At 71.4% G+C, this 24450-nt stretch carries 19 protein-coding genes; 10 read left to right on the top strand and 9 right to left on the bottom strand.

The annotated features are described in order from the left end of the window. Positions 1-4: 4 nt before the first annotated feature. Positions 5-3310, bottom strand: coding sequence for a S8 family peptidase (locus tag ACIQWG_RS05540; RefSeq protein WP_404090824.1), 3306 nt, complete (start codon positions 3308-3310; stop codon positions 5-7). 337 nt (positions 3311-3647) lie between these two features. Between ACIQWG_RS05540 and ACIQWG_RS05535 the strand changes: the two genes are divergently transcribed. From ACIQWG_RS05535 to ACIQWG_RS05520, 4 genes are all read left to right on the top strand, one after another. Further along, positions 3648-4772, top strand: a complete 1125-nt coding sequence (locus ACIQWG_RS05535; protein WP_404090500.1) for an FAD-dependent oxidoreductase — start codon at positions 3648-3650, stop codon at positions 4770-4772. A gap of 319 nt (positions 4773-5091) precedes the next feature. Then, entirely contained in the window at positions 5092-6558 is a 1467-nt protein-coding gene (locus ACIQWG_RS05530; protein ID WP_404090498.1) for an aldehyde dehydrogenase family protein, read from the top strand. Between the two features lie 93 nt (positions 6559-6651). Continuing rightward, entirely contained in the window at positions 6652-8208 is a 1557-nt protein-coding gene (locus tag ACIQWG_RS05525; RefSeq protein ID WP_404090496.1) for a GMC family oxidoreductase, read from the top strand. Continuing rightward, complete coding sequence (locus ACIQWG_RS05520) at positions 8205-9668, top strand: APC family permease (RefSeq protein ID WP_404090493.1); 1464 nt, start codon at positions 8205-8207, stop codon at positions 9666-9668. Before ACIQWG_RS05525 ends, ACIQWG_RS05520 begins: the two co-directional genes overlap by 4 nt. Before the next feature lie 42 nt (positions 9669-9710). On the opposite strand, the gene ACIQWG_RS05515 is transcribed toward ACIQWG_RS05520, so the two are convergent. The 5 genes from ACIQWG_RS05515 to ACIQWG_RS05495 all read right to left on the bottom strand — a co-directional run bounded on the left by ACIQWG_RS05515 (position 9711) and on the right by ACIQWG_RS05495 (position 14224). Next, on the bottom strand, positions 9711-10571 hold the full coding sequence (locus ACIQWG_RS05515; RefSeq protein WP_404090491.1) for an oxygenase MpaB family protein: 861 nt from the start codon (positions 10569-10571) through the stop codon (positions 9711-9713). A 70-nt stretch (positions 10572-10641) separates the two neighbouring features. Next, positions 10642-11130: an MSMEG_6728 family protein gene (locus ACIQWG_RS05510; protein ID WP_404090488.1), complete on the bottom strand. Its 489-nt coding sequence runs from the start codon at positions 11128-11130 to the stop codon at positions 10642-10644. A gap of 3 nt (positions 11131-11133) precedes the next feature. Further along, positions 11134-12015, bottom strand: a complete 882-nt coding sequence (locus ACIQWG_RS05505; protein ID WP_404090486.1) for an SDR family oxidoreductase — start codon at positions 12013-12015, stop codon at positions 11134-11136. 99 nt (positions 12016-12114) lie between these two features. Continuing rightward, on the bottom strand, positions 12115-13734 hold the full coding sequence (locus ACIQWG_RS05500; RefSeq protein WP_404090484.1) for a phytoene desaturase family protein: 1620 nt from the start codon (positions 13732-13734) through the stop codon (positions 12115-12117). After that, positions 13727-14224, bottom strand: coding sequence for an SRPBCC family protein (locus ACIQWG_RS05495; RefSeq protein WP_404090482.1), 498 nt, complete (start codon positions 14222-14224; stop codon positions 13727-13729). Before ACIQWG_RS05495 ends, ACIQWG_RS05500 begins: the two co-directional genes overlap by 8 nt. A 187-nt stretch (positions 14225-14411) precedes the next feature. On the opposite strand from ACIQWG_RS05495, the gene ACIQWG_RS05490 reads away from it, so the two are divergent. Continuing rightward, entirely contained in the window at positions 14412-15278 is an 867-nt protein-coding gene (locus tag ACIQWG_RS05490; RefSeq protein WP_404090479.1) for a GNAT family N-acetyltransferase, read from the top strand. A gap of 62 nt (positions 15279-15340) precedes the next feature. On the opposite strand, the gene ACIQWG_RS05485 is transcribed toward ACIQWG_RS05490, so the two are convergent. Beyond that, positions 15341-16309, bottom strand: coding sequence for an alpha/beta hydrolase (locus ACIQWG_RS05485; RefSeq protein WP_404090477.1), 969 nt, complete (start codon positions 16307-16309; stop codon positions 15341-15343). A 399-nt stretch (positions 16310-16708) separates the two neighbouring features. Here ACIQWG_RS05485 and ACIQWG_RS05480 point away from each other — a divergent pair, with 399 nt between their 5' ends. Both ACIQWG_RS05480 and ACIQWG_RS05475 read left to right on the top strand, forming a co-directional pair. Then, positions 16709-17236, top strand: a complete 528-nt coding sequence (locus ACIQWG_RS05480) for a DUF6584 family protein (RefSeq protein ID WP_404090474.1) — start codon at positions 16709-16711, stop codon at positions 17234-17236. 276 nt (positions 17237-17512) lie between these two features. After that, a complete protein-coding gene (locus ACIQWG_RS05475; protein ID WP_404090471.1) occupies positions 17513-18796 on the top strand; it encodes a DUF3533 domain-containing protein in 1284 nt (427 codons plus the stop codon). 23 nt (positions 18797-18819) lie between these two features. On the opposite strand, the gene ACIQWG_RS05470 is transcribed toward ACIQWG_RS05475, so the two are convergent. After that, on the bottom strand, positions 18820-19242 hold the full coding sequence (locus tag ACIQWG_RS05470) for a hypothetical protein (RefSeq protein WP_404090468.1): 423 nt from the start codon (positions 19240-19242) through the stop codon (positions 18820-18822). A 362-nt stretch (positions 19243-19604) separates the two neighbouring features. On the opposite strand from ACIQWG_RS05470, the gene ACIQWG_RS05465 reads away from it, so the two are divergent. Next, positions 19605-20549, top strand: a complete 945-nt coding sequence (locus ACIQWG_RS05465; RefSeq protein ID WP_404090466.1) for an MIP/aquaporin family protein — start codon at positions 19605-19607, stop codon at positions 20547-20549. Between the two features lie 45 nt (positions 20550-20594). Here the strand turns inward: ACIQWG_RS05465 and ACIQWG_RS05460 are convergent, their stop codons facing one another. Then, positions 20595-20957, bottom strand: a complete 363-nt coding sequence (locus ACIQWG_RS05460; protein ID WP_404090464.1) for a CrcB family protein — start codon at positions 20955-20957, stop codon at positions 20595-20597. Positions 20958-21299: 342 nt separating this feature from the next. Between ACIQWG_RS05460 and ACIQWG_RS05455 the strand changes: the two genes are divergently transcribed. Together ACIQWG_RS05455 and ACIQWG_RS05450 are read left to right on the top strand one after the other, a co-directional pair. Then, positions 21300-22211: a hypothetical protein gene (locus ACIQWG_RS05455; RefSeq protein WP_404090462.1), complete on the top strand. Its 912-nt coding sequence runs from the start codon at positions 21300-21302 to the stop codon at positions 22209-22211. Further along, positions 22208-24448, top strand: a complete 2241-nt coding sequence (locus ACIQWG_RS05450) for a bifunctional serine/threonine-protein kinase/ABC transporter substrate-binding protein (protein WP_404090459.1) — start codon at positions 22208-22210, stop codon at positions 24446-24448. Before ACIQWG_RS05455 ends, ACIQWG_RS05450 begins: the two co-directional genes overlap by 4 nt. Positions 24449-24450: the final 2 nt, after the last annotated feature.

Below are 24450 nucleotides of genomic sequence, written 5' to 3'. Positions count from 1 at the left end.
CAGGTCACGGAGCCAGCCGGTAGGCGTTCGTGATCGTCTCGCGCACGGTGTTGCCGCCCTTGTCCTTCAGGTCCACCCGGAAGGACACGGCCTTCGCGGTCGCCGGGTGCTTCACGCTCACCGAGCGGGCGCCCTGCGCGTCGGTCGTCACCGTGAGCGGCTTCCAGGTCCGGCCGCCGTCGTAGGAGACGTTCACGGTCAGGGCGGCCACCTGTCCGGCCGCGGCGGCCGCACCGCTCAGTTTCAGCGGCACCGTGAGCGTGCCGCCCGCCGGAGCCGTTCCGCGCAGGCTCAGCTTCGGCGTGAGGCGCACCGTGGACAGCGGCAGCCTGACCGTGCCGTCCGACGCCGGTCGGGCCGACGTGAACGTCCACACCCCGGCCACCTTCGTGCTGGTGGAGGTGTCCTCGGCGGAGCGGCTCGCCTCGACCGTGAGGCGGTACGCGGCGGAGGTGGCGGGAACTTCGGCGCCCACCCAGTCCGTTGCCGAGCCCTCGGCGAGGATGCGCCCGCCGGATTCCAGCCGGGCGAAGCCGCCGGTCACCTCCGAGGATCCCGGGTTTCCGCTGCCGTCGTTGAACAGCGGGACCCTGGCGCTGATGTAGTCGCCGGTCCGCTCGGCGCCCTGCTGTTCGGGGCTGCCGGCCGCGAGATCGGGGCCCACCACACCGGTGTTGAACTTCAAGGTGTGGCTGGAGCCGGGCCGGTAGGTCACCCAGTCCTTCGTGTACAGCATCCGCACCTCGCCACCGGCGTTGAGCTGCGCGGCCGTCCAGGACCAGTGCACGCCGGCCGTGCTGAGGTAGTGCGTGGTGGCCTGCGGCAGGTTCTGGGCCGGTGGTTCCTGTATGCCGACGCTGATGCCGCGGTCGTCCATGGGCGTGATGTGGACCTGGCCCTTGGCCCCGGTGACGGAGGCGCCGAAGCCGAGTTTCACCTCCGCGACCTCGGCCCGGGTGACGGTGCGGTTCAGGCCGGTGAAGAAGCTGCCCTTGCGGTTGAAGGCGAGTCGGTGGTCGACGTTCTTGCCGGCCGCGCCGGGGTTCTTCCACACCCCGTTGAACTGAGCCCGCATCGAGTCGGAGGCCGGGCCGAGGGCGGCTGTGCGCATCGGTGGCACGCCGTTGCTGGACCAGGAGTTGGACACACCCGCCGCCTCGTCGTCGTAGCCGACGATGGAGGTGACGAGCTTCGCGGCCGGGTCCGGGGCCTTCACGGCGAACGGCTTGGCCTTGCGGGAGTCGAGGGTGACGGCCACGTTCCCCGTCACCTTCAGGACCGGCTGGACGAAGAAGCCCAGTTCGTTGCCCTTGCCGAAGACGAGGCTCTCCAACTGGTAGGAGCCCTTGGGCAGCCGCTGGACCACCGTGCCGTTCTCGCGGTACGGAAGCTCCACCCGCTCGCCGCCCCCGCCGACCTGGGTGATCGTCGTCGCATACGTGGAGGGCGTCGCCCCGGCGGCGTCGATGTGCCGCACCGTGACGTCGTACGACTCCACCTCCCGGTCGACGAAGAGACCGGTACGCACCTGCTGGCCGTCGCCCGACGCCAGCACCGTGCCGCCGAAGGCGCCGTCGACGGTGCCCTCGCGGGTGTCCGCGGTGACGGTGGTGCTCGCGCTGCCGCCGGCCGGGACCGTGAGCTGGGCGTCCTTGACGGTGAACATGCCGGCCGGTGCGGGGCCGCCCGACGCATCGGTGCCGGACGTGCTGAGCTTCAGGGTGACGGGCTGGGTGCCGTAATTGCGGTAGGTCAGGGTCTTGGAGAGCGGCTTGTCGTCGGCGTGCGGCCAGGCCTGCGTGCCGAAGCCGAGGGAGCCGGGCTCGGAGACGACCACGGCCGTGGCCGCTCGCGCCAAGTCCACCCGGCCCGCGCCCTGTTGATGGGCGTTCAGCAGCGGGTTGGGCTTCGCCGAACCGGTCAGCAGGGCCTTCAATCGTGCTCCGCTCCAGTCCGGGTGCTGCTGGAGCACCAGGGCGGCGGCGCCGGCGACATGCGGAGTGGCCATGGACGTGCCGCTCATGGAGACGTAGTCGTCGCTCGGGGGCTCGGCGCCCTGCGTGGTCAGCGCGGCGGTGATGTCCACGCCGGGGGCGGTGATGTCCGGCTTGGACACGCCGTCGACGTTCGGGCCACGGCTGGAGAACTCGGCGATCCCGTCCTGCTTGTCCACGGCACCGACGGTGAGGGCCGCGGGGGCGCTGCCGGGCGACCAGATCGTGCGGGGCTGGTCACCGGAGTTGCCGGCGGCCACCACGAACAGGGCCTTGCCGGAGAGCCGGGCGACGGCCGCCTCCTTCGCGTCCACCCCCGCGGTGTCGAGGCTTCCCAGGCTCATGCTGACGATTTTCGCGCCCTGGTCGACGGCCCACTGCATGCCGCTGATGATCTCCGAGTCGCTGCCGAGCGAGTTGTCGTCGAGCACCTTGCCGTCCAGCAGTTGGACGCCGGGCGCCACGCCCGTGTAGCGGCCGCCGGACTTCGTGCCCTTCCCGGCGATGATGGAGGCCACGTGCGTTCCGTGTCCGGCGCGGTCCTTGCTGTCGGGGGCCGTCGAGAAGTTCTTCTGCGCGATCTCGACGCCCTGGAGGTCCGGGTGGGTTTCGTCCACACCCGTGTCGAGTACGGCGACCTTGACGCCCTTGCCGGTGTAGCCCGCGTCCCACATCGCGGGCGCACCGATCTGCGGCACGCTCTCGGCCAGGGTGGCCCTGACCTTGGCGTCCAGCCAGACATGGGCGACGGGCCGAGCGGACGTGGCCCTGCCGCCCGCGGTGCGGTCGGTGAGGGTCGCCCACAGCGCCGGGGCACCGGACTTGGACGCTTCGAAGGCCTCGCCGTCGACCGCGGGCAGCGCACGGCGATCCCGTACGGGCACGCCCGCGAACGGGTCGCGGGCGGCGGCGAGGGAACCTCGTCCGGCTCCGTCCTGCCGGTAGCCGACGATCAGCGGCAGCGTGGTGCGATGCGCGTCGTCGTACCCGTCCCTGACCAGTTGCGCGACGTCGAAGAGGCGCCGGTCGAGCACGCCGTCGGCGACCGGGCGCAGGGCGTCCTGCGGAACGACGTACGTGTGCCCCGCCTCGCGCCGCACCGAGAAGCCGATCCGCTCGCGGCCCTTGCCGCGCTCGAGCCGAACCACCTTGCCGTCTTCGCCGACGGCCACGCGGTCGCCGGTGATCAGCGTGACGGTGGTCGACGGCTTCGCCGTCGCCGGGCCCTTCGTCCCGTCCTGTGCGGCGGAGCCGGCTGCCTGCGCCGGCGGGCCCCCGGCCGCTACCGCCCCTGTTACCAGCGCTCCGGCTAACACCGCGGCCAATGCCGCCGTTCTCGCGCGTGCTGTCGATCCCACTCGTGTTCCCCCGCCTCGTGTGCATGCCAACGTGGTCACCGGTATCACGCGCACGGGACTCGTTCGGTTCTCGGCGGCGCTCGCAGACCGGTGGAGGGGAGGCGTATCGGAGGGCCATGACTGACGTGTGGTCAGCCAGGGGTGTGCCGCTCGGCGAAGTGGCCGCGCCGGACGTATCGGTCGGCTGTAAGCGCTGTCGGTGCGATGTCAGAGCTTTGTCGGCAGTGCTCCGGAGCCTTGCTGGAGATCCTGCCGGGTGCCCGTCCGGCAGCCGTACGACAAGCAAGGAGTCAGCATGACCACTGACGTCACGATCATCGGTGCCGGACTCGGCGGCCTCACGCTCGCCCGGGTCCTGCATGTGAACGGCATCCCCGCCACCGTCTACGAGGCGGAGCCCTCACCGACGGCCCGAGCGCAGGGCGGCATGCTCGACATCCACGACTACAACGGCCAACTGGCCGTCCAGGCGGCCGGCTTGATGGACGAGTTCCGCGGCATCGTCCTGGAGGGCCGACAGGCTACCCGGGTGCTCGACCGGGACGGGAACGTCCTTTTCGACGAACCCGACGACGGTACGGGCGGACGCCCCGAGGTGCAGCGCGGCGACCTGCGCCAGATACTCCTCGACTCGCTCCCGGACGGCACCGTCCGGTGGGGCCACAAGGTCAGCGGAGTGCGCCGCCTCGGTGAGGGCCGTCATGAGGTGACCTTCGGCGACGGCGGCACCGTCGTCACGACCCTGCTGGTCGGCGCGGACGGCGCCTGGTCACGGGTCCGGCCGTCGGTCTCCGACGACGTTCCCGAGTACACGGGCACGGCGTTCGTCGAGACCTACCTGTTCGACGCCGACACGCGGCATCCCGCCGTGGCGAAGGCGGTCGGCGCCGGGTCGACGTTCGCACTCGAACCGGGAAAGAGGCAGATCGCAGCTCACCGGGAGAAGGGCGGCACGCTGCACGCCTATGTGATGCTGACCAAGCCTCAGGACTGGTTCGCCGACATGGACTTCACCGACTCTTCCGCGGCTCTCGCCAGGGTCGCGAAGGAGTTCGACGGCTGGGCCCCGGAGCTCACCGCTCTGATCACCGACAGCGACACCGCCCCGGTCCTGCGGCCCCTGTACACGCTGCCGGTCGGGCACCGCTGGGATCCGGTGCCGGGGGTGACCCTGGTCGGCGACGCCGCCCACCTCATGCCCCCGAACGGCGAAGGCGCCAACCTGGCCATGCTGGACGGCGCCGAACTCGCCCAGGCCCTCGCCGCGCATCCCGACGACAGCAGTGCCGCCCTCGCCGAGTACGAGCGGGCGATGTTCCCCCGCAGTACCGCTGTGGGCGAGGCCGAAGCGGAGGTCCCGGACAACCCCGCACTGGAGGAAGTGATCAACTTCTTCAGCCGGGCCCAGGAGACCTCATGAGCGCCTCGTCGAGGCGGGACTGAGCGGCGCCGCCCCTCCCCCTGCACGTCAGGCATACGGCCCCGGCCGGCATCCCGCCGGCCGGGGCCTCGCACCACCCGGCCGAACCGGGTCGCGGCCGGGACAGAGGTACCCCCTCGGCACAAGACCACCACCTACCTGGCCGAACCCCGCCGGCGACGTCCCTAGCCCACCTGGGTCCTCTGGGCCACCCGGACGCAACCTCGGCGGTGCGTCCCGCGGCCGCCGACCGTTCGATGGGCCATGTTGCTCAACGTCGAACCGATCGGCACCGGCCGGACGCGAAGGAGGCCCCGCGGTGGGTGAGCTGTACATCGACGGTGAGTGGACACAGGCAACGGCCGGTGCGCGGCGGGAGGTGGTCAACCCGTACGACGCCTCCGTCGTCACCACGGTCGACGAGGCCGACGCCACCGACGTGGACCGCGCCGTACGCGCCGCCCGGCGGGCCTTCGACAAAGGGGACTGGGCGAACGCCCCCTCCCGTGACCGGGCCGACCTCCTGCTGCGCGTCCGCGATCTGCTGCTGCGGGACAAGGAGGACATCGCCCGCACCGAGACCCTGGACACCGGCAAGACGCTGACCGAGGGCCGGATCGACGTGGAGGACGTGGCGAACGCCTTCCGCTACTTCGCCGAACTCGTGGGCAAGGACGGCGGCCGGGTCGTGGACGTGGGCCCGGACGTCCTCAGCCGGGTCGTCTATCAGCCGGTCGGGGTGTGCGCGCTGATCGCCCCCTGGAACTACCCGCTGCTCCAGGCCTCCTGGAAGGTGGCCCCGGCGCTGGCCGCCGGCAACACCTTCGTCCTCAAGCCCAGCGAGATCACACCGCTCACCACGATCGCCATGGTCCGGCTCATCGAGGAGGCCGGCGCACCGCCGGGCGTCGCCAATCTGGTGCTGGGGTCCGGGACCACCGTCGGCGCCGCGCTCACCAGTCACCCCGAGGTCGACCTGGTGTCCTTCACCGGCGGCCTGTCGACCGGACGGTCCATCATGGCTAGCGCCGCCCAGGGGCCCAGGAACATCGCGCTGGAGCTGGGCGGCAAGAACCCGAACATCGTGTTCGCTGACGCCGACTTCGACGCCGCCGTGGACTACGCGCTGGACGCCGCCTTCCTGCACTCCGGGCAGGTCTGCTCGGCCGGATCGCGGCTGATGGTCGAGGACTCGCTGCACGACCGGTTCGTCGAGGCCTACGCCGACCGCGCGCGGGCGATCAGGCTGGGCAACGGCCTGGAGGAGGGCACCGAGAGCGGCCCGCTCAGCTCCGCCCAGCACCGCGAGAAGGTCGAGAGCTACATCGCCCTGGGCCAGAAGGAGGGCGCTCGGCTCGTCACCGGCGGCACCCGCCCTGACGATCCCGCCCTGAGCCGCGGCTACTTCGTGCTGCCGACGATCTTCGCGGACTGCGACCGGTCCATGCGCATCGTGCAGGAGGAGGTGTTCGGACCGGTGGTCACCGTGGAGCGCTTCCGCACCGAGGACGAGGCGGTGGCACTGGCCAACGACACCCGATACGGCCTGGCCGGGGGCGTGTGGACCTCGGACGCGAGCCGCGCCCAGCGGGTCGCCCAGCGGCTGCGGCACGGCACCGTCTGGATCAACGACTTCCATCCCTATCTGCCGCAGGCCGAGTGGGGCGGCTTCGGCCGCTCCGGCGTCGGGCGCGAGCTGGGCCCCACCGGGCTTCGCGAGTACCAGGAGGCCAAGCACATCTACCAGAACCTCGCCCCCGCGCGCTCCGGCTGGTTCAAAGGCTGACCTTCGGGCAACTCGGCGCCCGTCCGTGGCGCGACGACCACCACCGACCGGCCGTACGCCCGTTGCGCAACGGCCCAGGAAGAAGGGCACCGCATGGCCCCCACCACCGCGTACGGCGCCGAGTCCGCCTACGACTACGTCATCGTCGGCGGCGGCACCGCCGGCTGTGTGCTCGCCGCCCGTCTGAGCGAGGACCCCGACTGCCGCGTCTGCGTCGTCGAGGGCGGCCCGAGCGACGTCGGCGACGAGCGCATCCTGCGCCTGCGCAACTGGATCAACCTGCTCGGCTCGGAGTTCGACTACGGCTACACGACCGTCGAGCAGCCGCGCGGCAACTCCCACATCCTGCACTCGCGTGCCCGGGTGCTCGGCGGCTGCTCCTCCCACAACACGCTGATCAGCTTCCTGCCGCTGCCGCAGGACCTCGACGACTGGGTCAGCCGGGGCTGTTCGGGCTGGGACCCGGCGACGATCCTCCCCTACCGCGACCAGCTGCTCACCGAGATCGTCCCGGTGGCCGAGGCCGACCGCAATCCCATCGCCAAGGACTTCGTCACCGCGGCCTCCCGCGCCCTGGGCGTCCCCGTCGTCGACGACTTCAACGCCGAACCCTTCGCCGACGGAACCGGCTTCTTCTCGCTGGCCTACCAGCCGGAGGGCAATCTGCGCTCCTCCGCGTCCGTCGCCTACCTCCACCCGGTCCTGGACCGGCCCAACCTCACGGTCCTGCTGGAGACCTGGGCCCACCAGTTGCTCACCGACGAGTCCGGGCGGCTGACCCGCGTGGCCGTCCGCGGCGCCGACGGCGAGCCGGCCACCGTACGCGCCGAGCGTGAACTCCTGCTGTGCGCCGGGGCCATCGACACCCCGCGCCTGCTGATGCTGTCCGGTATCGGCCCGGCCGACGACCTGCGTGCCCTGGGAATCGACGTACGGGCCGACCTGCCCGGCGTGGGGGAGAACCTGCTGGACCACCCCGAGTCGGTGATCGTCTGGGAGACCGACGGCCCGCTGCCGCCCAACTCCGCGATGGACTCCGACGCCGGGCTGTTCCTGCGCCGCGACAAGAGCCAGCCGCGTCCCGACCTGATGTTCCACTTCTACCAGGTGCCGTTCACCGTCAACACCGAACGGCTGGGCTACCCCGCGCCGCAGTACGGAGTGTGCATGACGCCGAACGTGCCGCGGGCCCGCTCCGTCGGGCGCATGTGGCTGCGCAGCGCCGACCCCGCCGAGCATCCGGCGCTGGACTTCCGGTACTTCACCGACCCGGAGGGCCATGACGAGCGCACCATCGTGGACGGCCTGAGGATCGCCCGCGAGGTCGCCGCCTCCGACCCGCTGCGCGAGTGGCTCGTCCGCGAGGTCGCGCCCGGACCGGACGTCGTCTCCGACGCCGATCTCTCGGAGTACGGCCGCCGCGCGGCCCACACCGTCTACCACCCGGCCGGCACCTGCCGCATGGGTGCCCCGGACGACCCGATGGCCGTCTGCGACCCGGAGTTGCGACTGCGCGGCTTCGAGGGCGTCCGGATCGTCGATGCGTCGGTGTTCCCGTCGATGCCGACCATCAACCCCATGGTGACCGTCCTGCTCGTCGCCGAGCGCGCCGCCGACCTGATCTCCGCGGGACGGGGGGCGCGGCCATGACCGGTACCCAGCCTCCCGCTGCCGCGTCCGGAGTCCCCGGAGGGGAACCCGGCTCGGAGTTCCGCAAGGACATGGGCCCCTGGGCCAACTTCGCCCTGGGTTTCACCTACCTCTCCCCCGTGGTGAGCACGTACACCCTGTTCGGCACGGCGATCGTCGACGGCGGTCCGCCGATGGTCTGGGCGTTCCTGATCGCCGGCTGCGGTCAGTTCCTGGTCGCGCTGATCTTCGGCGAGATCGTCGCCCAGTACCCCATCGCGGGCGGCGTCTACCCCTGGGCCCGTCGGCTGTGGGGCAAGCGCTGGGCGTGGATGACCGGCTGGGTGTACATGTGGGCGCTGCTGGTGACCATCACCTCGGTCGCGTACGGCGCCGGCCCCTACATCGCCATCCTGTTCGGCTTCGACGCCACCGTGCACACGACCGTGCTGTGCACCGCCGTGCTCATCGTCGTCGCCATCCTCATCAACTACCTGGGCACCAAGGCACTGTCGGCGGCGGCCATCATCGGTTTCGGCGGCGAGCTCATCGGCGCCCTGGTCGTCGGCATCTACCTGCTGTCCACCCACCGTCACCACGGGCTCGGCGTCATCTTCGACACCTACGGCATCAAGGACAACGGCTCCTACCTGCCCGCGTTCCTCGCCGCCGCCATCATCGGCCTCTACCAGTACTACGGCTTCGAGGCGTGCGGCGACACCGCCGAGGAGGTCGCCCACCCCGGGCGGGTCATCCCCCGCGCGATGCGGCGCACCATCTACATCGGCGGCGCCGCGGCCACGTTCACCTGCATGTCGCTGCTGCTGTCGGTCACGGACTTCAACGCGATCATCTCGGGCGAGCAGACCGACCCGGTGGTGGACGTGCTGTTCGACGCCATGGGTGAGACCGGGGCCCGGCTAGTGATGGCTGTGGTCCTGATCTCCTTCCTGTCGTGCACCATCAGCCTCCAGGCCGCCGCCGGACGGCTCATCTACTCCTACGCCCGGGACGAGATGATCGTCGGGCACCAGTACCTGCGGCGGTTCTCCCACGCCCGCGCGGTACCCGGCTACGCGCTGTTCGTGTCCGCCGCGGTGCCGCTGCTCATCGCCTTCGCCTCACTGCTGTCCGAGGACGCCCTCACCAACATCGTCTCGTTCGCGATCCTCGGCATCTACGGCTCGTTCCAGATGGTGGTCCTGGCCGCGCTGCGCGCCCGGCTCAAGGGCTGGCGCCCGGCGGGAGAGTTCACCCTGGGCCGCTGGGGCCTCGCGGTGAACGTCGCGGCGCTGGTCTACGGCGTCCTCGCCATCATCAACATCTCCTGGGCGCGCAGCCCGGAGAAGTCCTGGTGGGAGAACTGGATCGTGCTGCTGTGCGGCGCGGTCGTCCTGGGCACCGGCCTGCTGTACATGTTCACCACGCATCACTACGGCCGCGGGGACGCCCCCGCCGGTGACGCCGTCCCGGACAGCTGATCGCATGGGCCTCGGAAGGCATCCCCTCGGCGCCGGCCAGGCTCAGGTCGGGCGGGACTGCCGTACGGGGGTCATGGCCCAGCGGATGGTCCGGGTCAGGGCCCGGCCGGTGGGGCGCACGGCGAGGTCCTCGACGACCGGCACCCGGGGCAGCCACAGCATGCCGCGGGCCCAGGGCGGGAGCAGCGCGACGGCGTTCGCGGCCAGCCCGCCGTAGAAGGGCCGTACGACGAGCGGCAGGGGAGGCTGGAACAGCAGGAACCGGGCGGCGGCCCTGGCCTGGTGTGTGGCCCGCAGTTCGGGTCGGTAGGCGGTCAGTCGCTCGGACAGCTCGCGGCGGTCGCGTGGTGGGTCGATCACCCCCAGTGCCTCGGCGACACGGGCGGTGTCGGCGACGTAGGCGTCGTAGCCGGCGGCGTCCAGGGGGTGGGCTCCGTAGCGTTCGTGGGCGCGCAGGAAACTGTCCGTCTCGGCGGCGTGCACCCAGGCCAGCAGGTGCGGATCGGCCGCGTGGTAGGGCGTGCCCTCGTCCGTCGTGCCGCGGATGCGTTCGTGGATACCCCGCACATGGTCGACCGCCCGCTGGGCGTCCGCCGCGGTGCCGAACGTGGTCACGGCCAGGAAGGTGCTGGTGCGCTGGAGGCGGCCCCACGGATCGCCGCGATAGCCCGAGTGGCCCGCCACCGCCGCCATGGCGAGCGGATGCAGGGATTGCAGGAGCAGCGCGCTCAGCCCGCCGATGAACATCGAGGCGTCGCCGTGCACGGTGCGGATCGGGCGGTCGGGGGTGAACCAGCGCGGGCCGGGAGTGTGGTGGATGCGGGCGCGTGTCGCCGATCCGTCCGGGCCCGCGACGCGGCGGAACAGGGCCTGGCCCAGCTGTTCTCGGACTGCGGTCAGCACGGTCGGCCTCCCCTCTTCCCTGTAGCCCAGTGTCCGCGATACGCGGTGAAACCGGGCATGGCCGAGTGGTTCACCCACCGGCGGGCTCGGGCCGTGGTGCACGGTCGGACGCCGGCCACACGTACGGCAGGTCGTCGGGGACGCCTGGAAACAGGTCGGCGTACGCCTCGTGGTCCTTGCGGAGCAGTGCCGAGCGGTGGCTTTCGTGGAAGGCCGCGTCGCCCAGCCAGGGCGGCAGTTCCCCCGCTGCCGCCAGTTCCTCCTGGTCACGCACCGGCGCGCCCGGTCGGTCCGCGGCCAGCCCGGCGACCAGCGAGGCGGCACAACTGTCCTGATGCCCTCGCTCCCGCCAGACCCGGCAGATCTCGAGTCCGTAGCGCACGAGTGCCTCCTCGTACCCCGTCCACATCCGTACGGCCGGATGCCGGCGCCATCCGTAGCCGGGGACGGTCAGACCGCGCAGGACCTGCAAGGCCTCGACGCGCTGCTTGCCGAGCCTGCGCCGGTCCAGCAGCAGGGCGGTCTGCCGGAAGCCGGGGTCGGGCAGGAACGTCTGCATCGCTCACCCGGTCACTTCGGACGCGGCACGGTCGGCCTGGCCGCCGGCGCCGAGTGGTCCGGTGTACTCGATCGGCTGCTCGGCCTCCATACGGGGCAGCGCGCGCCGCGACACACGCAGCACCACCGGTGGCAGGGCCGCGCGCACCGGCTGGGTCAGACGCAGCCACGCCGGGGCGTACACGGCCGTACGGCGGCGCTCCAGGCCCGTCACCAGGCGGGCGGCGACCGTGTCGACGGAGTAGACCCGGCGGGCCGGCGGGGGCATGTGGGCGCGCAGTTCGCGCAGGGCGGCGTGCTGGTCGGCGTCGCGGATCATGTCGGTGTCGGTCCAGTTGATGTAGCCGATGCCCACGGCGACCCCTCGGTGCGCCACCTCCGACCGCAGGGCGTGCGCGAAGGCCTCAGCTCCCGCTTTGGAGGCGCAGTAGGCGCTCATCAGCGGAGCGGCGCCGATCGAGGCCAGCGAGGCGATCTGGAGGAAGTACCCCGCCGTGTCGTACAGGTCCGGCAGGAACGCTCGGGCCGTGTGGGCGCTGCCGGTGAGGTTGACGTCGATGACGCGGCGCCAGGCGGCCGGGTCCGAGGTGAGGAAGGGGCCGCCCTCGGCGATGCCCGCGTTCGCCACCACGGCGGAGGGGCGCCCGAGTCCAGCCCGCACCGTACGGGCCGCGGCGTGCAGTGCGTCGGGGTCGGTGACGTCGACCTCGACGGCCAGTGCCGGGCCCGGCAGGGACGCGGCCACGGCCTCCAAGGAGGCTCGCTCGTGGCCGAGCAGTGCCACGCGGGCTCCGCGCCGGGCGATTTCGTGGGACAGCGCCGCGCCGAGGCCGCGGGCGGCTCCGGTGACGGCGACCGTACGGCCGGCGAGCGGACTGCTGTGCACGGGCTGCTCCTCTCCTCGGGCTCGGGCGGGCTTCTGGTCGGCCGTACGGTCGCTCGCGGCCACGATGTGCCGGTCGGGGCGCGGCGGCTCGGTGGGCGGTCAGGGCCTGGCTCCGGTGCGGTCGCGATGGGTCAGGAGCCGTTGGGCGTGGGTGAGGCCGGGCGGTCGGCGGCGGTGCAGTGCGGCTCGTGCGGCGTTGGCGCCCGGGGCGCCGTGCACACCGCCGCCCGGGTGGGCCCCTGCGGAGGCCAGGAAGAGGCCGGGGACGGGGGTCTCGGGGCGTCCGGTGCCGGGCACGGGGCGGAAGACGAGCTGCTGGTGGATCGCGGTGGTGCCCCCGTTGATGGCGCCGCCGCACAGATTGGCGTCGAGCGCCTCGAGGGTGGGGGGTGCCAGGATGCGGCGGGCGCGGATCAGGTTGCGGAAGCCGGGCGCGAAGCGCTCCACCTGGCGTTCGACCCGGTCGGCCATGAGCTCTTGGTCCTTGGTGTCCCAGCGGCCGGTGATGCCCTCCTCGGCGGCGTCGGAGGTGATCTCCCGGGACACGTGGGTGTAGGCCCACGCCGATTCGGTGCCGAGCGGGGACCGGGTGGCGTCCGAGGTGGTCATCTGGCCGAACAGCAGGAAGGGGCGGTCCGGGACCTGCTTCATGGCGATCTGCGCGGTGAAGCGGGTGAGCTCGTCCAGGCCGTCGGCGAGGTGGACGGTGCCTGCCCGGGACGCCTGCTCGGCCTGCCAGGGCACCGGGCCGTCGAGCGCCCAGTCCACCTTGAAGGTGGCGAAGTCCCACTGGAAGCGGCGCAGGTCGTCCAGAATCTGCGGGGGCACGTGCTCGGGGTCGAGCAGATCCGTGTACAGGGCGGGCACGGACACGTCGGCCAGCACCGCCCGCCGGGCCCGCACCGCGTCACCGGCCGCGGTCCGCACGCCCAGGGCCCGCCCGCCGCGTACGACGATCCGCTCGACGCGCTGACCGCAGCGCACCTGCCCGCCCCGGGTCCGCAGGCGTCGGGTCAGCGCCTCGGTCAGCGCGCCGGAGCCGCCGACGGGGACCGGGAAGCCGTACGTCTGTCCCAGCATGGCCATCAGCCAGCCGAAGCCGCCGCTGCCCGCCGACTCGGGCGCGAGGTCGGCGTGCAGGGCGTTGCCGGCCAGCAGCAGCCGGCCGCCCTGGCCGCTGAACTCCTCCTCCCCCAGGCGGCGCACCGGCAGGACCAGGGAGCGCGCCACGCGCAGGCCGCCCGCGCCCCGCAGCCGGAGCATCAGTCGGGCCGCCGAGCGGACCGGCGGGAAGGGAGTGAACAGCGAGTTCAGCAGATCGGGCTGGAGGCGTTGCCACAGGCCGACCAGCCGGCGCCAAGCGTCCCCGTCGCCCGGTGCGAAGGCGTCCAGTGACGCCGCCGTGATGTCGACGTCCCGGTCCAGCACGGCGCAGCTGCCGTCGGTGAGGGGGTGCGCCAGCACACTGGGCGCGTGGCTCCACCGCAGGCCGTGGTCGGTCAGGCGCAGGCCGGCCAGCACCGGTGAGGCGGCCGCCAGCGGGTAGAACGAGCTGAAGAGGTCGTTGACGAAGGCGGGGTCGACGCCTCGGTCGTGGCGCACGGCACCGCCCGGCTCCGGCTGATCCTCCAGCACCTCGACGCTCCACCCGGCGTCCGCGAGCACGTTGGCGGCCACCAGGCCGTTGGGGCCGGCGCCGATCACCACGGCGTCAGGCATGACCGGCTCCCTCGACTCCACGCACCGCCGCCGCGGCGACCGCGGGACCGTCCTTTTGTGCCTGGCTCTCACAGAGTCTCGCGAGGCGGGCGAGCATGGCACGGTGGCGCAACTGGATGAAGGGCTCGAAGCCGACGTTGTGCAGTCGGCCGCCCGCTCCCTGGAGGGGGTGTTCATCCACGATCACCAGACACAGGTCCCCCCACGGCCGTAGCTCGATGGCGATCCGCGCGGTGCCCAGCGCGCCGGCGTGGGCCTCCAGCTCCAGGCGGACGCCCTCTTCGCAGTGGCGGACGACGGTGTCGTTGACCAGCTGGACGGGACCGATCCGGACCTTGTACCGGATCGCCGCACCGACGTGCGGCCACTGCCCGCGCACCGGGTGCGACTGGGAGGTTCCCACCACCCAGTCCGCATACCGGCGGCCGTCGGCGAGGACGGCCCAGACAGCACTCGGGGGGACTTTGATCAGACGATGGCGAATGGCCACGGAGACCTCCAGCTTCCTCGACCGGGTTGTCCGTCGACCAGGCCCCGAGTGCCCGCGCGTCACGGGTCCAACCAGTACCTCTGGCACCCATCGGTTTCCTGACGGCGATCCTGCGTGCGCACGCCTGGTGAGTCGGCGGTCCGAAACCGGGTGCGTACCGCCGCTGCCGTGGTGTGTGATCGGGCGCATGCCGATCGTGTTGGACAAGCCGGACGTCGACGGGCTGAGCCAGGCCGTGGCCGCGCTGCGGGAGTGGCAGGACGACGGGGCTCCGACGCAACTGCACCCGGGGGACCTGGGCTGGTTCTGGCGGTCGGGTGCGGAAGCCACCGCCGCGGCGGTCAGGACGTGGAGCAGGGACGGGCGGATTCTCGCCGTCGGGCTGCTGGACGGTCCCGGACTGCTACGGCTGACGATCGCACCCGACGCCCACCGGGACGAGGAACTGGCGCGGAGAGTGGTCGAGGACGTGACCGAGCCGGAGCGCTGCGTGCTTCCCGAGGGGCGGGCGAACATCGAGGCGCCGATGGGCGCGCTGGTCCAAGATTTGCTGTGCGCGGGCGGCTGGAAGACAGCTGAGCCATGGACACCGCTGCGCCTCGGCCTCCGCGAGCCGGTGGATGTTCCCCGCGTACGGATCGAGGTGATCGGCCCGGATCAGGCTCATGTGCGGACCGCCGTACAGCGGGCGTCGTTCGACGGGTCACGGTTCACCGACGAGCAGTGGCACGCGATGGCTGCCGGACTGCCGTACGCCGAAGCCCGATGTCTGGTCGCCCACGACGACCGGGGCCATGCGGTGGCGGCGGTCACGGTGTGGTCGGCCGGTCCGGGCAGACCTGGGTTGCTCGAACCGATGGGCGTGCACCGGGAGCATCGCCGTCATGGCTACGGCAGGGCGATCACCGTGGCCGCGGCGGCGGCACTCCGGCAGCTGGGCTCGTCGAGCGCGAACGTCTGCACGCCGAGCTCCAATACCGCTGCGGTCGCCACCTACGAGTCGGCCGGTTTCCGGCGACGCGCCGAGCTTCGGGACCGGTGCCGGGACGCTTAGGGCTGTGCCCGGGGCGCCGGCCCCTGTCGGTCGCGGCACACGGCCTCCGGTGGCCGCGGCCGCTAGCCCTGCTCGGTTCCGAAAACGTTGCGCAGGACGACCGTGGCCTGGTCGATCGCGCCACGGGCGGCTTCGGACTGACTCAGGGAGTTGATCATCATGAAGTCGTGGACCGTGCCGTCGTAGCGCACCGTGGTGACCGGAACACCGGCGCTGCGGAGCTTGGCCGCGTACGCCTCGCCCTCGTCGCGCAGCACATCGGCCTCGTCGACGAGCAGCAGGGCGGGCGGCAGGCCCGAGAGCTGTTCCGTGGTGGCTCGGTTGGGGGACGCGGTGATCTGCGCGCGCTCGTTCGGGTCGGTGGTGTAGGCGTCCCAGAACCATTCCATCGCCTCGCGGCGCAGGTAGTAGCCGGTGGCGAACTGCTCGTAGGAGCCGGTGTCCATGGCCGCGTCCGTGACGGGGTAGTACATCGACTGGTGCAGGAAGTTCACGTCACCGCGTTCCTTGGCCATGAGGGCGAGTGCGGCGGTCATGTTCCCGCCGACCGAGTCCCCGGCCACGACCATCCGCTGGGCGTCCAGCCCCTTGGACGCTCCGTCGCGGACGATCCACTGCGCGGTGGCGTAGCCCTGCTCGATCGCCACGGGGTAGTGGGCGTCGGGCGACGGCGTGTACTCCACGAAGGCCACCGCCACTTGTGCGCCGACCGCCAGTTCCCGCACCAGGCGGTCGTGGGTGCCGGCGTTGCCCAGAACCCAGCCGCCGCCGTGCATGTACACCACGACGGGCAGCATGTCGGTGGTGCCCTGCGGTTTGACGATGCGCACCCGTACGTCGCCCACGGCGGCCGGTACGGTGATCCACTCCTCGTCGACCGGCAGTTTGTCGACGGGTGCGGCCTGGAGGTCGTCGAGGACCTTGCGCGCCGCGGGCGGCTCCATCTCGTAGAGGAACGGGTGTTGCGAGGTTGCGTCGGCGAGTTCCTGTGCCTCGGGCTCTAGAACGATTGAGGCGGACTGGGCGGCCATGGGAATACTCCCTGGAAGTTCGAGAAGCGCGCTTGGTGACGAGCGAACGACGCTGTGAAAAGCGTCGCGCCGCGCTCGAGATATGGGGCGGCCGGCTCGGGCCCGCACCCTGGATCAAGCCCCCGATGGAGTTCAATCCAGCATAATCAGGCTCCTCCGTCGCTGCATTCCAGGAAACCGCCTCAGCCGGTCTGGGGATCCCTGCACGTGGGATCGCCGCATGGCGCTGCGATCAGTGACGGCGAACGGCCGCGAGTTCCGCGTCCTCGCCTTGCCCCGACGACATCTGCCAGGACCGGGGCGGCAGTTGAAGCGCGGCTCGGCGTCTCCGCCGGCCCGCGAGCTCAGAGCGCCGAAACTGGGTCGACGTAGATCGTTGCGGTACTCGATCATGCGTTCATGCCCCTGATGGAGACTCTTGCCCGAGTCGACGCGGACCTCGCCGCCGGCCGGGTTCCGATCGCACGCCAGCGTTTGCGCGGTCTCGTCTCGTCCTTCCCGTACGACCTGACGCTCCGGCGACGTCTGGCCGAGGTGTACCGGCTCTACGGCGATGCCGCCGAGGCGGGGCGCTGGATGTACCTCGAAGAGGACCGCGATGCCGACGAGGCCGCCGCTTTCGAGGCGCGGTACGGGTCTCCGGCACGGCGGATGAGGGCCCTCGCCTGGCGCGGCCCCGAGGCGATGGCGACCACTGTCTTCGCGGAGGGTCAGCTGGTCGCCGTGCGGACCGCCTGCGCGGAGGAGTTGGGGCATCCCGTCGACTGGGACGACCCGGACTCCTACCGGGACGGCCTGGAGGAAGCGTCCGAGGGGCCCTCCGAGCCGTGGTCGTTGAGCGGGGTGCTGGCGGGCGTCGGCTGCCTGGTGGGCGCGCTCGCGTTTCTCGCGGTCTGGGTGAACGGAGTCGTTGCTCTCTTCGACTGACCCGCGTCATCGGGGTCGGTGAGCGGCGCCGCGAGAGGTTCGGTGGACCGTCGTATGCCGCGGCACGACGCGGCGGAGCGACGCTCGAACGCTTCCGGGGACGCGGTCGTGTCGTGGAGCGGACGTCGGCGGCGGGAAGGTTATCGTCGCTGGCAGCGTCCCGGGTGCCGCCGACGATCCAGTGGGGTGTGCCGTGGCCTCGGGCGACGGCCGCAGCGTGACCGTCGACATCACGGCAGGCCGGTCCGACGTTGGATCGAAGCCGGATGGAGTGTCATGACATCAGCCGGGTCCGGGCAGCAGCCGTCGCGCGTCCGCGCGGTCGTCGTCGCGCGGCGCGCCAGGCTCTGGCTTGTGCCGACCGTCCTGGCCGCCCTGGTGGCGCTGTTCCTGTCGCTGCTCTACATGGGTGGCATTGTCAATCCGAACGACAGCCTGCGCGATCTGCCCATCGCACTGGTCGACAAGGACCAGGGGCCGCCCCTGCCGGGCCAGCGACAAACCGTGGGGAAGCAGTTGAGCCAGGCGGTCGTCTCATCGACTCCGTCGGACAAGGTGAAGTGGCGCAGGCTGAGCCAGGCCCAGATGGAGGACCAGATGGCGTCGGGGAAGATCTACGGCGCCCTTGTCATCCCTGACGACTTCACCGCGTCGGTGGCGGCCCTGACGACGTCGCGCGCCACGGAACGGCCCGCCCTCAGCGTCCTCACCAACCCCGGCCTGGGCAGCCTCGGTTCAGCGCTGGCCAGCCAGATCACCCAGAGCGCCGCACACCGGAGCTCCCTGGAGATCGGCCGTCAGCTGACCGCTCGGGCGACGTCCCAAGGGACCGACTCGACGCTCCGCGTTCTGCTGTCCGACCCGGTCACCGTCACCACCCGGGTGGGCCACCCCATCGGCCGCCACAGCGGCCTGGGTCTGACCGCGTTCTACTACACGCTGCTCCTCGTGCTCACCGCCTTCGTCGGCGGCAACATCATCAACAACGGCGTCGACGCGGGCCTGGGCTACACGGACAACGAGATCGGACCCTGGCACTCGCGACGCCCGACGGTCCCGATCAGCCGTACGCAGACGCTGCTGCTGAAAATGATCATGAGTGCGGGCATCGCGGTGATCACCACCAGTCTGACCATGGTCGCCACGGTCGCCATCCTCGGCATGGACGCCTCGCACCTGCCGTTGCTGTGGATCTTCTCCTACTGCGCGAGCCTGGCCGTCGGATTGGGCGTGCAGGCCATCAACGCGGCCTTCGGCGGGATCGGCCAGGTGGTGTCCATGTTCGTCTTCATCGCCCTCGCACTGCCGTCCTCGGGAGCGACGGTGCCTCTCCAGGCGGTCCCCGACTTCTACCGCTTCCTCGCCCTTTTCGAACCGTTCCGCCAGGTGACCGATGGTGTGCGCGCCATCCTCTACTTCGAAGCCCGCGCCGACGCCGGCCTGACCCGCGGCTGGACCATGATCGTCATCGGCCTCGCCGTGGCCCTGGTGTTCGGCTTCGCCATGACCCGCTACTACGACCGCAAGGGCCTGCACCGCCTGGTCCTCCAGGAAGCCTGAACAGCCCTCGCGTCGCGGGTTCGCTACGTGGTGTGCAGGGGTTCCTTGAACGACTTACGGAACACCGACCCGGCGAAGGGAATGATCGGCGACAGCATCTTCGCCTTGAGCGAGCTGGGATGCCGTTCGAGATCCACGTCGATGCGGGTGCCGTCGTCCGTCGGAGTCATGTGGAAGTTCCATCCGCCCGAGCCGAAGGGCTTCGAGTCGTGCGTGGTGACGGTGACGGTGTTCGCCGACGGGTCCCACTCGTAGCGTGCGCGCTCCCACGATTTGTCGTTTCCCTCGGTGACCTCGGCCCAGGTGTCGCCCCGCTCGTGGACCTGGAAGTGATCGGCGTCGATCGAAGGCCATTCCTCGACACGTGAGGGGCTGAAGTTGGTCAGCACCCCCATCACCTCGGAGGGGGTCATCGAGGAGTTCACATGAAAGTGCAGGGATGGCATGTCCTGCTCCTTGGTTCGAGAAGACCGCTGTTCGCCGACGGCCCGGCGCACTCCACCCCGAGTTGCGGCGCCTCGGCCTCGTGGGGGCTCATCGGGCAGGCCCTTGGGCCTGGAGGACCCACACCTCTCAGGATGCACCTGCGCTCCGCGCCGCGCACCGGCAGGTCGTGGACACGGGGGGTGCGGTCGGTCCTGGACCTGAGGGCCAAATGCCCCCTCAGCTGGACAGGGTGCGGCGGAAGAGGTAGGCGGCGTGCCGGAGTTGCTGCCGGAGACTTCTGCGGTTGCCGCGGCTCACGAGCCGAGTTACCACGTGACTACCAACTGTCAAGCGTGATCGCAGCACGCCCTGGGAGGTTCACATGGCCTTGGAGATCAAACCTCTGGTGAAGCCATCCAAATTCCGGCAGCGCGCCGGCTTGCCAGGCGAGTGCATGGCGGAGTTCCTGGGGACGTTCGTCCTCATCGCCTTCGGTACCGGCGTGGTGGCGATGGCAGTGGCAGCGCTGCCCGGCTCGGGGCGTACCGAGGGGCCCACCACGTTCTTCCTCGGCACCGGTGACTGGCTGCTCATCACCTGGGGCTGGGCCATGGCCGTGATGCTCGGCATCTACGTGGCGGGCGGCGTCAGCGGGGCGCACCTCAACCCGGCGGTGACACTGGCCTTCGCCGTTCGCCGCAGGTTCTCCTGGGCCAAGGTCGTGCCCTATTGGATCTCACAGGTGGCCGGCGCTCTGGCCGGGGCGGCGCTGGTCTACGGCGTGTACCACGACGCCATCAACACCTTCGACGACATCGTGGAAGGGCCCAAGACGAACGGGCACACACTCGCGACGTTCTCGATCTTCGCGACCTTCCCGGCCCCTTATTTCAACGGCGGGATCTGGGGCCCGCTCATCGACCAGATGGTCGGCACCGCGTTCCTGGTCATGGCGGTGGTCGCGGTCATCGACCTGCGCAACACGGCCGTGAAGGCCAATCTCGGTCCGCTGGTCATCGGTTTCGTGGTGGCGGCGATCGGCATGTCCTACGGCGCGAACGCGGGGTACGCCATCAACCCGGCCCGCGATTTCGGTCCCCGTCTGTTCACCTGGATGGCGGGTTGGCAGGATCTGGCTTTTCCGGGCAGCTTGGCCGGGGCGTTCAGCGACTACTGGTGGATTCCGATCGTCGGGCCGCTCATCGGCGGTGTGATCGGAGTTCTGGTGTACGACCTCTTCATCGGCGATGTGCTCCACGCCCGCGCGAAGCAGGGCGAGGGCCCGGAGCCGGGCCGTACGCTCCCCACCACCTCCGACGACGAGTAGCCGATCGGGGGCAGGGCTCGGTCGGCCCTGCCCCTCCTCACGTGGTCAGGCGACCTGCATCCCCGTCAGCACGCCGACGGTGGCCGCACCTGTCCCCACCAGCCAGCCGGTGAACGCTCTCAGCCCGGCGATGCCGTACAGCCCGCTCTGCGTCAGGCCCAGGAGCTCGTGCCCGAAGATGCTGAAGGCCGTGATCGCACCGCCCAGGAAGACGTAGACCGAACTCGGCTGGTCACTCGCGATCAGGGCGCCCAGAAGCACGCCGATGGTGAAGCAGCCGCCGAAGTTCACCACGAAGGCGGCCCGTGGCATCGACTCACGTGACCACACCCTGAAGAGTGCCTTTTCGAGGCCGAAGCGCAGGGCGGCGCCACCGACTCCTCCCAGGAACAGCAACAACGGCATCATGGGAAGCAGTCCTCTCAGCGACCATCGGGCAGATGTGGGGGCGAACGTCCGAGGGACGTGCCCCACCGCCTTGGAGTGTGGTCGAGCGAGGGGCCGCGGACGGGGACCGAGGGCGGCGATGCCACCGGACGTTCACCCGAAGTGCTGAACCGAGCGCGAGCGGCCCACGTGCTCGGCCGTCCGTCACCGCTCGGCGACAGCATCACGACCGGACCGTGTCCATTCTCCAAGTCCGGTTCAGACATCCCGAGTTGGTGTTCGAGAAAGCCCGTGTGCGCCAGACTCCCTTCCAGACGCACCGCCTCGACGGCGGCAGCGCATCCAGAGGGGTGGGGGGCTGGGATGACCGAGTGGAGACCGGTCGTGGCAGCGGTGGCGGGGACACTGCTGCTGGCCGGGTGCACCAATGGGTCGGACGGGGACGACGCGACTACGGGGTCGGACGGGCCCGCGCAGGCCACGAGCGGGGCGGACGGTGGCGGCTCCTCGGCGTCGGCTGCCGCCGAGCCCGAGGGCGGGAGCGCCGAGGCGACCGATGAGCCGTACACGATGTCGGACGAGCTGGCGCCGCGGACCCGGCCCGAAGCCGTGGCCTTCGTACGCGGATTGACCGCGCGTGCCGACAACTTCGGCCCCGGCTTCCGCAAGGCGCAGCCCTACGAGAGCGACCCGGCCGAGTGGGCCGTGCTCGACGAGGACTGCGTGTGGCAGCGAAGGCCGCTGCCCGGCACGGCGCTGGCCAGTCTCACCAGGCGATTCGTGCTCCCGGCCAGCGGGGACAAGGGACCGGTGCATGTGTCGCTGACGGTCACCGTCCACAAGGACACCACGGCCGCCCGCCGGGACATGGCGGTGTCCCTGGAGGAAGCGTTGCGCTGTCCGAACCAGCAGCTGAACGCCACCGAGCGGGTCCAGGGACTGTACTCACGGGCCGATCCGTTCTCCGAGGCTCGCAACGGTGTCACCGACGACGACCTCATCGAGAGCGGGAAATACCTCGTGGACGGCGCGCGGGACGCGCTGCCCTTCGACTGGTTCAAGTACCGGCTGGGTCCGGTGACGGTGGCCGCGACGGACCGTATCGGAGCGGGCCACGCCGACGAGGAGGCGACCCGGATCGCCTCGCAGGTGGCGCAGGGCGTGGCCTACACCGCCGCCGAGATCGACAGCATCGGCGGGAACCGGGCCCGGGAAGACGCGGACACGGACGGCAAGGACAGTACCGCCAGAGACGAAGCGGAGGGCTCGCGATGAGTGAACCGCTGAGGCCCACCGACCCCTCCCGCATCGCCGGCTTCCGGCTGCTGCGGCGGCTCGGCGCGGGCGGCATGGGCGTGGTCTATCTGGGTCGCCACGACGACGGCACCCTCGCGGCGGTCAAGGTGATCCGCGGCGAGAGCGCGGACGACCCCGCCTTCCGGGAGCGGTTCGCCCGAGAGGCGCGGCTGGCCCGGCGGGTGACGAGCCGTTGGGTTGTGCCCGTCCTCGGCGCGGACGCGGAGGCGCCCGAACCGTGGCTGGCCACCTCGTTCGTTCCCGGTCCCTCGCTCGTGGAGGCCGTCGCCGCGCACGGCCCGCTTCCCCGGGCGACGGCACGTTCTCTCGGCCGGTTGCTGGCCGAGGCGCTCACCGACCTGCACGCGGCCGGCCTGGTCCATCGGGACGTCAAGCCCGGCAACGTACTGCTGGCCCTGGACGGCCCCCGGCTGATCGACTTCGGGGTGGCGCGGGCCGACGACGACACGGCGCTCACGGCATCCGGCGTGGTCGTGGGCAGTCCCGGCTTCCTCTCGCCCGAGCAGGCCCGCGGCGAACCGGCCACCCCGGCGAGCGACGTCTTCGCGCTCGGCTGCGTCCTGGCGTACACGATGACCGGCCGCCCGCCCTTCGGGAGCGGCGCACCCGAAGCCCTGCTGTACCGCACCGTCCACGACGAACCCGCGCTCGACGGAATCGATGAGGACTCCCGGGCTCTGGTGGCCCGGTGCCTCTCCAAGGAGCCGGGAGACCGGCCCACCGCCGAGGAACTACGGCTCCTTCTGACCGAGGACGACAGCCAGGACGACACCGGTGAGTCGACCGAGCCCGACGGCGGCACCCCGGTCCTTCCCGACGCGGTCGCCCGCATGATCGCCGCCCGCTCCGCCGAGGGTCTCGCGCTGCCCGAGATCGAGCCGACCGAGCTGGACGACTCCGGCGCGGCACCGGCGCCCGCCGAGGGCGAACCGCGGGACGCGGCGGACCGGCGCCCGAGCCGGCGTCGGCTTCTGCTGGCCGGTGGGGCCCTGCTGCTGGCCGCGGGAGGTGCGAGCGCCGCCGCGGTGCTCGCGACCCGGGACGACGACGAGGCACCGCCGGAAAAGGCCCGTCCCGTCTATGTGCTGGGTGTGCATGTCACCGAGTCCTCGGAGGTCGTCAGCCGGGTCAGCGAGCGCGCGGCGCGGCTCGCCGTCGCCCAGCACAACGCGGTCCCGGATCGTGCGTACGACCTGAAGGTCCGCGTCCTGCGTGATCGGGGCGACGCGGCCGGCGCCCAGGACGTGGCCGGCCGGTTCACCGCCGACCGGAACGTGGTCGCCGTCCTCGGGCCCGTCACCGAACTCCCGATGCGCGCGGCCGCGAAGGTGTACGGCCAGGCCGACTTGACCCATGTGTCGAGCACGACCGGCCAGCAGGACTACTTCGTGACCTCGCCCAGGGCGTCCTTCCAGACCGGTATGGCCCACACCGCGCTCGGCGGCTGGATCGCCCTGCACGCGATGCTCACCAACCGGCTGGGGCGCATCGGCGTCGTGCTGGACCGCTCCGGCGGTACGACCATCCAGGACCAGGCCACCTTGCTGGTGCAGCAGTGGCGGGACTCCCTCGGCGGGCAAGTGGTGCCGCAGGTCGTGGCGGAGGAGACCGGCGAGGGCCCGGACGCGGTACGCGCCCTGCTGGCTTCCGGGGTGACGGCCTTCGCCTACCTCGGGCCGATGGACGCCACCGTCGCCGCTGCCGGCCAGCTCGCCGAGGCCGGTTTCGACGGCCCGCGCTGGATGCAGCACCTGCTGTACGGCACGGACTTCCCGCGCCGCGCCGGAGCCGCGGGCGAGGGCTGGTACGTGGTCGACTCGGCGGCCGATCCGTCCGCCCTCACCACCAAGGCGGCCCGGGACTTCACCGCCGCGTGGCGCACTCGGTACGGGGCCGCTCCGGAGCCGTACGCCGCGGAGGCGTACGACTCGGTGCGCCTGCTGCTCGGCGAGTTCGCCCGGACGGTGCCCGAGCGCGGGGGTGCCCGGCCGTCGCGGGCCGAACTCGGTGAGCGGATGGCGAAGGCCAAGTACGCGGGCATGGACCGGACGTACGCCTTCGGCGCGTACCACCAGTTCGACAGCAGCGGGCAGGGGTGGATGCGCAGCACGTACGTGCACGAGGTGCGGGGCGGGCGGTTCCGTCAGGTGGGGTCACTGGCGGATCTTCAGAGCGCGGGCAGTGCCCAGGGCTGAGG

It is taken from the genome of Streptomyces sp. NPDC098781, assembly GCF_044759995.1.
Classification (GTDB): domain Bacteria; phylum Actinomycetota; class Actinomycetes; order Streptomycetales; family Streptomycetaceae; genus Streptomyces.
The sequence above is the reverse complement of the archived record's forward strand: the minus strand, read 5'-3'. Positions and strand labels throughout refer to the sequence as shown.

What these genes read in the sequence shown, in the direction of transcription:
- ACIQWG_RS05535 (WP_404090500.1), top strand. Translation starts at nt 3,648, where the DNA reads ATGACCACTGACGTCACGATCATCGGTGCCGGACTCGGCGGCCTCACG.
- ACIQWG_RS05470 (WP_404090468.1), bottom strand. Translation starts at nt 19,242, where the DNA reads ATGCCATCCCTGCACTTTCATGTGAACTCCTCGATGACCCCCTCCGAG.
- ACIQWG_RS05465 (WP_404090466.1), top strand. Translation starts at nt 19,605, where the DNA reads ATGGCCTTGGAGATCAAACCTCTGGTGAAGCCATCCAAATTCCGGCAG.
- ACIQWG_RS05500 (WP_404090484.1), bottom strand. Translation starts at nt 13,734, where the DNA reads ATGCCTGACGCCGTGGTGATCGGCGCCGGCCCCAACGGCCTGGTGGCC.
- ACIQWG_RS05475 (WP_404090471.1), top strand. Translation starts at nt 17,513, where the DNA reads ATGACATCAGCCGGGTCCGGGCAGCAGCCGTCGCGCGTCCGCGCGGTC.
- ACIQWG_RS05450 (WP_404090459.1), top strand. Translation starts at nt 22,208, where the DNA reads ATGAGTGAACCGCTGAGGCCCACCGACCCCTCCCGCATCGCCGGCTTC.
- ACIQWG_RS05510 (WP_404090488.1), bottom strand. Translation starts at nt 11,130, where the DNA reads ATGCAGACGTTCCTGCCCGACCCCGGCTTCCGGCAGACCGCCCTGCTG.
- ACIQWG_RS05480 (WP_404090474.1), top strand. Translation starts at nt 16,709, where the DNA reads ATGCCCCTGATGGAGACTCTTGCCCGAGTCGACGCGGACCTCGCCGCC.
- ACIQWG_RS05460 (WP_404090464.1), bottom strand. Translation starts at nt 20,957, where the DNA reads ATGATGCCGTTGTTGCTGTTCCTGGGAGGAGTCGGTGGCGCCGCCCTG.
- ACIQWG_RS05525 (WP_404090496.1), top strand. Translation starts at nt 6,652, where the DNA reads ATGGCCCCCACCACCGCGTACGGCGCCGAGTCCGCCTACGACTACGTC.
- ACIQWG_RS05520 (WP_404090493.1), top strand. Translation starts at nt 8,205, where the DNA reads ATGACCGGTACCCAGCCTCCCGCTGCCGCGTCCGGAGTCCCCGGAGGG.
- ACIQWG_RS05485 (WP_404090477.1), bottom strand. Translation starts at nt 16,309, where the DNA reads ATGGCCGCCCAGTCCGCCTCAATCGTTCTAGAGCCCGAGGCACAGGAA.
- ACIQWG_RS05455 (WP_404090462.1), top strand. Translation starts at nt 21,300, where the DNA reads ATGACCGAGTGGAGACCGGTCGTGGCAGCGGTGGCGGGGACACTGCTG.
- ACIQWG_RS05490 (WP_404090479.1), top strand. Translation starts at nt 14,412, where the DNA reads ATGCCGATCGTGTTGGACAAGCCGGACGTCGACGGGCTGAGCCAGGCC.